Genomic DNA, 12,826 nt, shown 5'->3' on the forward strand with positions numbered 1-12,826 from the left:
ATTCATGAATCAACCATACCCAAACCCCCCGTTGGGGCCCAAACCCCGGAGCGCATTAGTTTTTCGGTGGGATGCTTACACGCGATTGTTCATATTTTTGTACTAATTTAAGAGTCACTGATAATTGCTAATTGTCGGTATTTCTGCAAATGTGGGATGCACTCGCTAAAACTACTTTCTTTCACTTTTTACTTGACAAATGACCGGCTATTTGCTGCGGGGTCCGGTATTCAGGAACTAAATCTTGTAGGGACTTAACTAAGCCCTGACGGTCATTAACTTGAATATAATTAAGCAGTTGCTCTAATTTGATTTGCAATTTGTCCCAAGCAAGAAAGTGTTCATGAGCGCAAAAAATCTTTGGGTGAGGGGTGGGACGAGCTTTATCGGTATCGATTAATAATTCTTCGTAGAGTTTTTCCCCCGGTCTTAATCCTGTGATTTCAATATCGATATCTTGTCCTAATTCCAAGCCACTTAAACGAATCATCTGTAGGGCCAAATCGTAAATTCTTACCGGTTCACCCATATCTAACAGGAATACCTCACCCCCTCGGGCCATGGCTCCTGCTTGTATAACCAAACGCACCGCCTCTGGAATAGACATAAAATAGCGAATAATATCGCGATGAGTGAGGGTAATATTCTTACGTTGGGCGATTTGTTCCCGGAAACGCGGCACCACGGAACCGCTACTATCGAGAACATTGCCAAAGCGGACGATAGCGCAACAGGTGGAAGTGTCGGGTAAAGCGGCCAAAGCTTGTATAACTAACTCAGCACAGCGTTTACTGGCCCCCATAATGTTAGTCGGTCTGACGGCCTTATCGGTGGAAATGAGAACTAAATTACTAACTGAATTCTCGATCGCGGTCTGAGCGACATTTAAGGTTCCCCAAACATTAGTGTAAACCCCCTGACTAGCATTGGCTTCCACAAGAGGAACGTGCTTATAGGCGGCCGTGTGATAAATTGTCTCAATCTGGTGTTGTTGGATGACTCGGGACAGATGATTACGGTCGAGAACATTGCCTAGATAGGCATACTTGCGTAAATCGCTATAATTTTCGCTTAAATCAAGATCGATTTTGTAGAGAGAAAACTCGTTTAATTCGTAGATTACCAGGCATTTTGGCTTGAGGAAGGCGATTTGTCGGCATAATTCCGAACCGATGGAACCACCACCCCCGGTGACTAACACCGCTTTACCGGTGACATTTTTTCCCAAAAGTTCGGAATGAGGTAGAATTTCTTCCCGTCCTAATAATTCCGAGACATCGACACTGCGAATCTGATTGATGGTCGTTTCTCCCGATAAAATTTTTGAGAGGGGAGGGACGGTTTTAATGACGATGGGTAAAGTTTCTAGACTTTCGATGATTTGCCGCTTTCTGGCCTTGGCTACATTAGGAATAGCGAGAATAACCCAGTCAAAGGCTGTTTTTTGGTGCAGTAGTGCCAATTGAGAGGGGGGATAAACCCTAAAGCCTTGGATCACTCGGTGCTGCAAATCGGGATTATCATCAACAAAGGCCAATAAACGATAGTTGGGGTCATTTTGTAGGGAACGTGCCAATTGACGACCCACAACCCCCGCACCATAGATAACAATTGTCGGTTCTCTATCGACACTACTGACGTAAATATTCAGACGGTGAAAGACAGAACGAATCAACAATCTGATCCCAATAACCAATACTAGGGTTAACAATGCGTCGATAATCAGGACTGAACGCGGCAAAAAGGCATCCCCTTGAAAGTAGGCAATACTGATTAAAACCCCTGAACTATAGAGGACTGCTTGCAGCACGGAGGAAAGAAACTCTAAGCCTGTATAACGTACTACGGGACTGTAAATGCCTTTGAGAGAGAAAACTAGAGTTTTAACGGCAATTAATCCCAATATTTGCCCTAAAAAAGGTCTAATTTGCTCATATTCGAGGCTAAGATTAAACCTGAGAGAGAAGGCTAGATAGATGGTCAGACAAAAAATCAGGCAATCGGTGACAATTAAAAGAGATCGCTTCGATGACCTAGATAGGGAATTAGCTAATTTAAGGATTTTGTTGGCCAGTTTTCTATACATTATCCAATTGATTAATTAATCTTAAGGTAAATTTACTTAGCTCCTCTCGACTTTGTGCGATAATCAGTCCTTATTATTCGGACGAGTCTTGCTAGGCAGGGCTTTGAAGAATATATTTCTGGAAAATTCCCCCTATTCTTCTCCCTTCCACACAGAAACAAGAAGAGCCAATATTTTTTATAACAGTAGCGCTACCTGTCTTTCCGGAGATGATATCACCCAAACCCAATTATGTCAAGTGGCGGGATTTGTCAAGACTTTTTTTCCTTTTACCAACTTTTCATCTCTCCCCAAAAATTTTCTGCTCCCGCAAACTAGCCGATAAATCACCGCTAGTCAAGGTTAAAATCAAGAATTGACACAAAAATTTATCGAGTCAAGTTATGAGTAATCAGTACGATGCGATCGTGATTGGGTCGGGAATCGGGGGATTGGTGACAGCGACGCAATTAGCGGCAAAAGGGGCAAAAGTCTTAGTTTTAGAGAGTTATCTGATTCCGGGGGGCAGCGCAGGTTATTTTGAACGAGAGGGTTATCGTTTTGATGTGGGTGCTTCGATGATTTTTGGTTTTGGCAAAAAGGGGACGACTAACCTCTTAACCAAAGCTTTGGCAGCGGTGGATATGAGTATCGAAACCATTGCCGATCCCGTCCAGATTCATTATCATCTCCCGGACGGATTAGACTTAAAAGTTCATCGCGACTACGAACAATTTTTACAGGAATTAATTAGCCATTTTCCCGCAGAAAAAACTGGTATCCGGCGCTTTTACGATGAATGCTGGCAGGTGTTTAATTGCCTCAATAGTATGGATTTACTATCATTGGAAGAACCCCGCTATCTGACTAGGGTTTTTTTCCAGCATCCTTTATCCTGTTTGGGATTGGTCAAGTATTTACCCCAAAATGCGGGAGATGTGGCCAGAAAATATATTAAAGACCCGAAATTATTGAAATTTATCGATATGGAATGTTATTGTTGGTCGGTAGTACCCGCCGATCGCACTCCGATGATTAATGCGGGAATGGTCTTTAGCGATCGCCATTACGGCGGAATTAACTATCCCCGAGGGGGAGTAGGACAGATTGCTCTCAAGTTAGTCGAGGGATTGGAAAAAGCCGGTGGTGAAATCCAGTATCAAGCGAGAGTTACCAAGATTATTTTAGATGCAGGACGGGCGATCGGGGTAAGATTGACCAATGGTAAGGAATATTACGCTAAAAAGATTGTTTCTAATGCCACCCGTTGGGATACCTTCGAGAAACTACTCCCCCCGGAATCTCTCCCCCGCAGTGAAAAAAATTGGCAAAAACGCTATCAAAAATCCCCCAGTTTCCTCAGTTTGCATCTGGGAGTCAAGGCCGATGTATTACCGTCAGGAAGCGAATGTCACCATATTTTACTAGAAGATTGGGAAAATATGGAAGCAGAACAGGGAACTATCTTTGTTTCTATTCCTACCTTACTCGATCCCTCCCTAGCACCCCCGGACCATCATATCATTCATACTTTCACCCCTAGCTGGATTGATCAATGGCAAAAACTGCCCCCCCAAGAATATCAACAGAAAAAAGAGGCCGCTGCTAATCGTCTAATCGATCGCCTGAAAAAACTCTTTCCCAAACTAGATACAGGATTAGATTATATCGAAATTGGCACGGCCCGCACCCATCGCCGCTTTTTGAATAGAATCGATGGCAGTTACGGCCCAATACCGCGAAGAAAACTGTTAGGCTTATTAGGAATGCCCTTTAATCGCACAGCTATTCCTAATCTTTATTGTGTGGGAGATAGTACCTTCCCCGGTCAAGGATTAAACGCGGTGGCCTTTTCTGGTTTTGCTTGCAGTCATCGTCTAGCGGTAGATCTCGGTTTGCCTCGTCCCAGAGATTAAAAGCTGAAAATCAGGATTTTTACCGGCGAATTCTTAAACCGGAAGGGAATACTTGACAGCGTTTCTCAGATGGATGAAGCGCGTTTTTGCAACTGGAGTTTTTACTTCGGCAAGGTTTAATTTATACTTCATCTTGACGAGAAACGCTGTAGATCGGTTTTGCTGAAGGCGCGGGCAGCTTATTTTAGAGGAATTACTCACCAATGCAGCCAATAAAAACTGATAACTGATAACTGATAACTGATAACTGATAACTGATAACTGATGCTTACTCCTTTTGATTCCCCCAAATCTTTACATTGGCAGCAAAGCTTGCGAGCGCCGATTGTTCGTCAATTGGAGATATTTAGCTTTACAATGCAGTTTTTGACTTTTTTGCTCTGGGATCGTTTAACGGGGGCTAATAGGGGCAAAAAACGGCAAAGGAGAGCGAAATGGTTAGTAGATCGCCTCATGAATTTAGGACCAACTTTTATTAAAATTGGGCAATCTTTATCGACGCGAGCAGATTTAATTCCGCTCGAATATATCGAACAATTAACCCAATTACAGGATCGAGTTCCCGAATTTAATAGTCAAGAAGCGATCCGAGTTATTGAAACAGAATTAGGACAAACCCTAGATAATTTATTTGAAAGTTTTACCGTGTCTCCCCTCGCTTGTGCCAGTTTAGGACAAGTGCATCGAGCGCGGTTATTAAGTGGGGAAGAGGTCGTTATTAAGGTACAAAGACCGAATCTGGAAGGACTATTTAATCTCGATTTTGAATTGTTGCATCGTCTCACCCGTTGGTTAAATATTTTCCCCGTGGTGAAAAAATATAATTTAGAAGCTATCTACCAAGAATTCTTTGAGCTACTCTTTCAAGAAATCGATTATATTCATGAGGGCAAAAATGCCGATCGCTTTCGGGAAAATTTTAAGAATTATCCTCAGGTAAAAGTTCCTTTAGTTTACTGGCAATATACCACCCGCAGGGTATTAACTTTGGAGTATGTGCCGGGGATTAAAGTGGATGATCGAGAGACTTTACTAGCTAACGGTATTAATGTAGATGGGATTATTCAACTGGGGATCTGTTCCTATCTCAAACAACTATTACAGGATGGTTTTTTTCAATCGGATCCCCATCCGGGTAATATGGCAGTCAGTCAGGAAGGGGAGTTAATTTTCTACGATTTCGGCACGATGTTCGAGTTAAAGTCCGTCGCTAAAGATCAAATGATTGAAACCTTTTTCGCTATCTTGAGAAAGGATACGGAAACAGTCTTAAAAACCTTGATGTATATGGGGTTAATTGAACCCGTTGCAGAGCTGCAACCCGTGCGAAATATCGTGCAGTTTCTCTTAGATGAATTTCGCGATAAACCGGTAGATGTGAGGGCCTTTGAACAAATTAGCGATCAAGTGTATTTAATGTTTAAACAGCAACCTTTTCGCTTACCTCCCCAAATGACTTTTATTATTAAATCTGTCACCACTTTGGATGGGATTGCCCGCTCTTTAGATCCCCAGTATAATTTATTAGCAGCTAGTCAACCTTTTGTGAAAAGTCTAGCGGTATCGGGAGGAACTACCAACACCATGCTTACCCTAGCTAATCAAGCGCGCACTTTTCTTAAACAGCAATGGCAAAAAGGTAATAAAAACGAGAGAATGATCCGTCAATTAGAGGAAAAAATCGAGCGAGGAAATTTAGTTTTTCAAGTTAAGTCACGGGAAAATGAACGACTTCTGAAAAGAATTTATCTGGGAATTAAAGTATTAATTAATGTCTGTCTATTGGGATTTAGCATTATCTCAGCCATATTTTTATTAGACACCAACTATAGCAAACTGGCCATTATTCCCTTCAGTTTAGCCGGGTTATTTGCTTTATTTTTTCTGCGTTCTTCCATGGCTTTATTGATTCAGGAAAGATTAGATAAAATGTTAGAAAAGTAAATAATTATCATTTTTTTAGTAGATGGTTTTTGTTATCGGCAACAAAAATTAAAGTTTGACGGGCTGTCTGTTGACAAGATTTCCAGAAATTATCATAATGAAAATGTTTTCATTGCACCCAGCAGCAAGAGGACAGGAAAATGTTGTTAAAATCTTTAGCCCTTAGTTCCCTGGTCGGATTATCCTTAGTTACATCTATCCCAGTCTTGGCTAATCCTGGCGTTTCTCCAGTACAAACTAACGAAGCAATAATTGCTGTCGGTCAACAAAAAACCGATTTATTTGTTAATTTAACCACCGATGATCCTTGGCGAGCTGCAATGGCCATTGGTGTCGCCACCAATATGTTGAAAAAAGGTCACTCAACCACTATTTTTTTGAATATTACAGGGGTACACCTCGCCGCAACGACAATTCCTCAACACACTAACGGTATCACCGGTAAAACCCTGCAAGCAATGTTAGTAGATTTCATCAGTCAAGGGGGAAAAGTCTTAATTTGTCCCTCCTGTATGAAACAAGCAGCAATAAAACCCGAAGATCTAATTGCCGGTGTGGTGACAAGTTCCCCCGATTCCCTAGAAGCAAATTTATTTAACGAAACGGTTAAAGTAATTAGCTGGTAAATCTAGCATTTTCTAGAGAATCTAGAGACCTTAACAATAAGGTCTCTATTATTAGTAGATTTATTTTTGCTTAAAAGAGCGGCCGCTCTTGACTCAGTCGTTATACCATTTTTCTTGGTTCGTGGACCGCCCTCCCAGAAAGCTAAGCTGTTGACTATCTAGGGTTTGCTGAATATTACTGGAAGCCTACTAGAAAACGGTTTTGGCACTTTTTTAGTCAAAAAAGTGCCAGAGACAAACGTTGAGAAATCGATCCGAGGGACTCATACTAAATCCGTTGAGTATAGGCTACATATCAGGACAGGCAAAAGCTACTCATGCAAGAGGCAAAAGGGGCAATAAATAATCAGTCTTTAATAACCGGATTTAGTATTCAGATCTTGATTCGGCAAGGCCAGCACTCAAATTAATACTCGCAACCATAGAGAAAAGGTTATATAAATCTAGCTAATCATTTACTTGAGTAATTGGTATTTTACAAATCGCTGAAAGCAAGTCACCATAGGAATTAAGCAAATGCAGTTCCGAATCAAATCCTGTGGGAGATAAAAATTATGGTTGCTTTAATCACCCCAAAACCCGCTAAAACCAGCCGTTTAACCACACAAATCCAAGAAATCGCCGAAAATACTTTTACCTTGCGCTGTTTGGATTGGGATCGCGATCGTTTTGATATCGAATTTGGTTTAGAAAACGGTACCACTTATAACTCTTTTGTTATTCAAGGGGAAAAAACCGCCCTAATTGATACATCTCACCGCAAATTTGATCGCCTTTATCTGGAGGAATTAACTAAACTAATCAACATCAATCATCTTGATTATTTAATTATCAGTCACACCGAACCCGACCACAGTGGTTTAGTCAAAGAAGTTTTGGAATTAGTCCCAGAAGTTACCGTGGTTGGGGCAAAAGTTGCCATGCAATTCCTCGAAAACATGGTACACAGACCCTTTAAACAGTTAATCGTTAAAAGTGGTGATACTTTAGATTTAGGCAATGGTCATGTCTTAGAATTTGTTTCAGCCCCTAATCTTCATTGGCCTGATACTATCTTCACTTTTGATGCTAAAACTGCCACCCTTTTTACCTGTGATGCCTTCGGAATGCACTTTTGTGATGATCAAATCTACGATCGAGAAAAAGACCTGCTAGAAGCCGATTTTCAAACCTATTATAACTGTCTGATGCGACCGAATGCTCGTTCAGTTTTAGGGGCAATTAAAAGAATCGAGAAATTTGAGATTAATCTCATTGCCACCGGTCACGGACCCCTATTAAAACACCATATTTCTGATTGGGTGGGACGCTATCAAAATTGGAGTCAAGAACAAACTTCTGCCGATACTTTAGTGGCTGTATTCTTTACCCAAGATTACGGACAAAGTGAACATTTAGCTACTATGATTAGTCAGGGTCTGACTAAAACTGATGTGGTGACAGAATTAGTCGATATGAATAATGCTGATCCCCACGAAGTCAGAGAATTAATCAATCAGTCTAAGGGAGTTGTCATCGGAATGCCTCCCCAATCTTCCCTGACTAACCAGACGATTTTAAGCACGATTCTTGCTGCAGTTAATGGCAAACAAGCGGTAGGATTATTTGAGTCAGGAGGTGGGGAAGATGAACCAATTTTTCCCTTGAGAAATAAATTACAGGAAATGGTCGCGATCGAAGCTTTTCCTCCTCTTTTAGTTAAAGATAATCCCAATCAATCCCTCGATTTTATTGCCGATGAAGCAGGAACCGACCTCGGCCAATGGTTAAGCCGAGAAAAAACGATTAAACAAATTAAATCGATTAACAACGACTTAGAAAGAGCTTTAGGCCGTATTAGTACCGGATTGTATCTAATTACTTCCCAAAAAGCCGATTTATCTAGTGCCATGATTGCCTCTTGGGTGACACAAGCAAGTTTAAATCCTTTAGGTGTGGCGATTGCAGTGGCCAAAGATCGGGCAATGGTATCCTTTTTACAGCCTAGCGATACCTTTGTTTTAAATGTTTTAGCTGAGGATAATTACCAGAAATTAATGAAACATTTCCTCAAGCGTTTCTCTCCCGGTGCCAATCGTTTTGAAGGCATTAAAACCTATACTGCCAATAATGGATCACCAATTTTAGCGGATGCCTTAGCTTACATAGAATGTGAAGTCACCAGTCGTTTAGATTGCGGCGATCATTGGGTAGTTTATTGTACCGTTAATACCGGACGAGTTGCCCGTTTAGATGTCTTAACTGCTGTCCATCATCGCAAAGTTGGCAATCATTATTAACAGTTATCAGTTATCAGTTATCAGTTATTAAGTAGGGAGGCACAATTATTTGTAGGATGGGTTAGCGGTAGCGTAACCCATGCGAGCGTTGGGTTTCATGCTTCAACCCAACCTACGTTCATCTTATATTTAATTCCACCCACCTACTTAGTTATCAGATTTGATTGTTCAGTGGATAGTGTTAAGTAGGAAGTTGCCGCTTTCTTTTCACTGATTACTGTTTACTGCTCACTGATAACTGAAACATCCAATTCTATCAATCTTAGGAGAAATAAAATGTACGAACCAATTAAAAACCCTTCCCCAATGATGGTGCGAGTAGTGCAAGTCTTAGAAATGATTCAAGATTTAATTGTCATTTCTCTCTGTATCGGTTTATTTAGCTTCATGGTGTTAGAAGTCAGAGAAATGTTTATGTCTCTGCTGCCACCGATTCAATTTCGGATTATTACCGCCGATATTTTATTCCTCTTAATTCTAGTAGAATTGTTCCGATTGTTGATTATTTATTTGCAAGAAAAACGAGTTTCTATCGGTGTTGCCGTGGAAGTTTCTATCGTCTCGGTTTTGCGAGAATTAATTGTCAGAGGAGTCCTAGAAACTAATTGGACACAAGTATTAGCTGCCTGTGCTTTTCTAATAGTTCTTGGTACATTAATGGTGTTAAGAGTTTGGCTTCCTCCCACCTTTGAAGGTATCGATCCTGAACAAAAAGTTTCTGAACGTTATCGTCAACATTTAGTTAAAGAATTAACTGAAATAAACAGCAAAATTTAGTCAGTTATCAGTTATCAGTTATCAGTTATCAGTTAGAAGGGGATAGGGAAATGGGGGAATAGGGAAATGGGGAGATAGGGTAATTTCAACTAAAACCCTAAAACCCTAAAACCCTAAAACCCTAAAACCCAACACCCAACACCCAACTTAACAATTATGAGCACTACTACCTTAATTTCCAATCCTGCTATTAATAATCGCTCTCGCGATGTTCAAACCGCAGAAATTGCCGATAAAACTTGGGTTTTTCGCTCCCGTACTTGGGACAGATTAAAATTTGAAATAGAATATGCTCGTCAACGGGGAACCACCGCTAATTCCTATCTTATCTGTGGCGATAAAACCGCCTTAATCGATCCCCCTGGAGAATCCTTCACCGAAATTTATTTAGAAGAAATTCGTCAATATATCTCCTTACATCGTCTCGATTATCTGATTCTCAGTCACGTTAATCCCAACCGTATCGTCACTTTAAAGGCCTTATTAGCCGCCACCCATCAAATCACCATCCTCTGTTCTAAATCTGCCGTCAATACCCTTAAAAATGCCTTTCCCGATGCCCAAATTTTGGGCATACGAAGCGATGAAATCCTTGATTTAGGGCAAGGTCATCAACTAAGTTTTATTAATGTCCCTACGCCGCGCTGGCCTGATGGTATCTGCACTTTTGACCAAAAAACCCAAATTTTATACAGCGATAAATTCTTTAGTGTACATCTGTGCAGTGACGCTCTTTGGGATAAAAATTGGAAACAATTAGACGCGGATCGTCGTTATTATTTTGATTGTCTCCATGCCGTGCAATCCAAAGCGGTAGAAACAGCCCTCGACAAAATTAAAGAATTTCCCGCCCAATATTATGCACCCGCCCACGGTCCGATAATTCGTCATAGTCTTAGTCGTCTTGCCCACGATTATCGTTATTGGTGTCAAGAACAAAAAACTCGACCTCTACAAGTGGCTTTATTATATGCTTCTGCCTACGGAAATACTGCCACCCTGGCCCGCTCGATCGAACGAGGATTATTAGAAAATGATCTGGCCGTAGAATCAATAAATTGTGAGTTTGCCACCCCCGCCGAAATTAGTCAAGCGATCGAAAATTGTGACGGATTTATTATCGGTTCTCCCACCTTAGCCGGTCACGCTCCTACCCAGATCCAAACCGCTTTAGGAATCGTTCTTTCCACGGCAGCAAAAACTAAATTAGCCGGGGTTTTTGGTTCCTACGGTTGGAGTGGGGAAGCTGTAGATTTAATTGAAACTAAACTCAAAGATGCTAATTATCGCCTCGGTTTTGAATCTTTGCGCGTGCGTTTTAGCCCCACAGAAAGCTGTTTACAAGCAGGTTATTTAGCTGGAGAAACCTTCGCCCAGACCTTGAAAAAAACCAAAAAATTGCGGGTTCCCCAACAGGGAATGACCGAAACACAAATCGATCGCACTGCCCAGGCCGTTGGTCGGATTGTCGGTTCCCTCTCTGTTCTCACCACTCGTCAGGGCGAGGATCATGCTGGTTTCCTGACCTCTTGGGTATCCCAAGCCAGTTTTAACCCCCCGGGGCTAATTATCGCCGTTGCTGACGAACAAGCCGCTGATCGCCTAATTAACTCGGGAACCGCCTTTACCTTGAATATTCTCAAGGAAGGGCGCAATTTACGCCGTCATTTTTCCAATCGCATCAAATCTGGCGGCGATGTCTTTACGGGATTAGAAACCCAAGTCGGGGAAAATGGCTGTCTGATTTTAAGCGAAAGTCTCGCCTATCTAGAGTGTACGGTCAAAGAGCGACAACTCTGCGGCGATCGCTGGTTAGTCTATGCTACCGTCGAGCGGGGTCAAGTTTTGGATAGTAACGGTGTCACCGCCATCGGTCATCGCAAATCCGGTAGTCAGTATTAAAACTGGACTAGCGGGGCAAAGCTCCTGACTTTCCCCGTGTAATCAGCCTAGATTTCTGGGAAACAAATGTTATGTTATTATCTAAGGCTGTCCGACCGGGCCATTTTGTCTTTGTTTCCGTATGAAAAAATTGCCGCTAATCCTATCGGTGGGGAGTGTCGCTTTATTGTTGGTGGGATGTCCAGCTTCTAACCAAGCTAATCAATCCCCACCGCCCAGCCAAGAAACCCCCACCCCCTCTCCCAGTCCCCCGGCTGCCCAACCACCGGCCTTTAGCGGTGCTGTGCAACCGGCCACCGAACCAACCCCCCCAAGGGTAGCGGGATTGATTCCCGCTACCGATCCTGACCAAAAACGGGCAGAAATTAATCGCGGTCGCAGCGATCCCTTTGCCCCCTTTCCCCTACAACCAAATATTACGATTACAGCGGAAGAAAAACCCCCAGCTGGGACTCCGGCGGCTACCGCAGCCGCACCCCCATCCGCATCCGTAGGCAATCGTCCCACTCCCAGACGACCGATAGTTAAAGCGCCGCCGCCGCCACCGCAACCAACGGAAGCGGAAGAAGTGCAAGTATCGGGCATCGTCCAGTTACCTACCACTGCCATGGCGATCGTGAAAGCCCCCGGAGAAGCCACGGAACGTCGAGTTATCCCCGGTTCTACTCTCTCTAATGGTTTAATTTTAGTTAAAGCGATCGATACTAATCCCGATAACCCCTATATTGTCTTAGAACAATACGGTCGAACTATTACCCGTCGTTTAGGGGATGGTGTCCCCGAACCCGCCGCCGCACCGCAAGCCTCGATCAGCTATAATATTTCCGAATCAGGAGAATAAAACCCGTGCGATCGATTGCTATTCAACAAAAACAAACCATTATTTATCCGCGAATGCCCTTGGCTATCTATCGGGAGTTAGCCAGCCATTTAGAACAGGTTCAGGGGGTCGAAACCCATCTCACTCCCCAGCAGTTCCAACAATTCGATTATCACCAAAGTCAGATCGGTAGTCTAGAAATTAACTATACCGAGACTTTTCAGGAAAGCGATCGCCCTCTGGTGACGGCAATTCTCGATTATTATGCCCAACGTCACGGCTCCTATCGGCTTTCCTAAGCTTTCTCTCCTCACCTTTTCCCCGATTAGCGAATTTTCTTGTTAAAAACTAAAGGTATTTTATAGGATTTATCTTAATGCTGGGGATGATGCCAAATCCCGTCATACTTCATCTAAACTTAAGTAGGGTTTGCGGCAAAAAGTACGGGCGAAGCATTCGGATAGAAAATCTACGGTTTCACCGATAGGTTATTGCCC

At 42.5% G+C, this 12,826-nt stretch carries 9 protein-coding genes; 8 read left to right on the top strand and 1 reads right to left on the bottom strand.

Annotated elements, in window-relative coordinates; translation table 11 throughout:
* Positions 1–181: 181 nt before the first annotated feature.
* Positions 182–2,086 (bottom strand): polysaccharide biosynthesis protein, encoded by a 1,905-nt coding sequence (locus IM477_RS22725; protein WP_287733568.1) that lies wholly within the window; start codon positions 2,084–2,086, stop codon positions 182–184.
* Positions 2,087–2,469: 383 nt separating this feature from the next.
* Here IM477_RS22725 and crtH point away from each other — a divergent pair, with 383 nt between their 5' ends.
* The 8 genes from crtH to IM477_RS22765 all read left to right on the top strand — a co-directional run bounded on the left by crtH (position 2,470) and on the right by IM477_RS22765 (position 12,628).
* Complete coding sequence (gene crtH / locus IM477_RS22730) at positions 2,470–3,981, top strand: carotenoid isomerase (RefSeq protein ID WP_287733570.1); 1,512 nt, start codon at positions 2,470–2,472, stop codon at positions 3,979–3,981.
* 264 nt (positions 3,982–4,245) lie between these two features.
* Positions 4,246–5,925: an ABC1 kinase family protein gene (locus tag IM477_RS22735; RefSeq protein ID WP_287733571.1), complete on the top strand. Its 1,680-nt coding sequence runs from the start codon at positions 4,246–4,248 to the stop codon at positions 5,923–5,925.
* A 140-nt stretch (positions 5,926–6,065) separates the two neighbouring features.
* Entirely contained in the window at positions 6,066–6,551 is a 486-nt protein-coding gene (locus IM477_RS22740) for a DsrE family protein (RefSeq protein ID WP_147070726.1), read from the top strand.
* Between the two features lie 554 nt (positions 6,552–7,105).
* Positions 7,106–8,830, top strand: a complete 1,725-nt coding sequence (locus IM477_RS22745; RefSeq protein ID WP_287733572.1) for a diflavin flavoprotein — start codon at positions 7,106–7,108, stop codon at positions 8,828–8,830.
* 276 nt (positions 8,831–9,106) lie between these two features.
* Positions 9,107–9,607: a phosphate-starvation-inducible PsiE family protein gene (locus tag IM477_RS22750; RefSeq protein ID WP_002763297.1), complete on the top strand. Its 501-nt coding sequence runs from the start codon at positions 9,107–9,109 to the stop codon at positions 9,605–9,607.
* Positions 9,608–9,763: 156 nt separating this feature from the next.
* Positions 9,764–11,509 carry a diflavin flavoprotein gene (locus tag IM477_RS22755; RefSeq protein WP_287733574.1) on the top strand — a complete coding sequence of 582 codons (1,746 nt, stop codon included), beginning with the start codon at positions 9,764–9,766 and terminating at the stop codon, positions 11,507–11,509.
* 121 nt (positions 11,510–11,630) lie between these two features.
* Positions 11,631–12,350 (top strand): hypothetical protein, encoded by a 720-nt coding sequence (locus IM477_RS22760; protein WP_287733575.1) that lies wholly within the window; start codon positions 11,631–11,633, stop codon positions 12,348–12,350.
* A gap of 5 nt (positions 12,351–12,355) precedes the next feature.
* Positions 12,356–12,628 (top strand): hypothetical protein, encoded by a 273-nt coding sequence (locus IM477_RS22765; protein WP_190720580.1) that lies wholly within the window; start codon positions 12,356–12,358, stop codon positions 12,626–12,628.
* The last annotated feature ends 198 nt before the right edge of the window (positions 12,629–12,826 follow it).

Origin of the sequence: Microcystis sp. M090S1, from assembly GCF_020246295.1 — a bacterium.
In the GTDB taxonomy this organism is placed as follows: domain Bacteria; phylum Cyanobacteriota; class Cyanobacteriia; order Cyanobacteriales; family Microcystaceae; genus Microcystis; species Microcystis aeruginosa.

What these genes read in the sequence shown, in the direction of transcription:
- IM477_RS22725 (WP_287733568.1), bottom strand. Translation starts at nt 2,086, where the DNA reads ATGTATAGAAAACTGGCCAACAAAATCCTTAAATTAGCTAATTCCCTA.
- crtH (WP_287733570.1), top strand. Translation starts at nt 2,470, where the DNA reads ATGAGTAATCAGTACGATGCGATCGTGATTGGGTCGGGAATCGGGGGA.
- IM477_RS22735 (WP_287733571.1), top strand. Translation starts at nt 4,246, where the DNA reads ATGCTTACTCCTTTTGATTCCCCCAAATCTTTACATTGGCAGCAAAGC.
- IM477_RS22740 (WP_147070726.1), top strand. Translation starts at nt 6,066, where the DNA reads ATGTTGTTAAAATCTTTAGCCCTTAGTTCCCTGGTCGGATTATCCTTA.
- IM477_RS22745 (WP_287733572.1), top strand. Translation starts at nt 7,106, where the DNA reads ATGGTTGCTTTAATCACCCCAAAACCCGCTAAAACCAGCCGTTTAACC.
- IM477_RS22750 (WP_002763297.1), top strand. Translation starts at nt 9,107, where the DNA reads ATGTACGAACCAATTAAAAACCCTTCCCCAATGATGGTGCGAGTAGTG.
- IM477_RS22755 (WP_287733574.1), top strand. Translation starts at nt 9,764, where the DNA reads ATGAGCACTACTACCTTAATTTCCAATCCTGCTATTAATAATCGCTCT.
- IM477_RS22760 (WP_287733575.1), top strand. Translation starts at nt 11,631, where the DNA reads ATGAAAAAATTGCCGCTAATCCTATCGGTGGGGAGTGTCGCTTTATTG.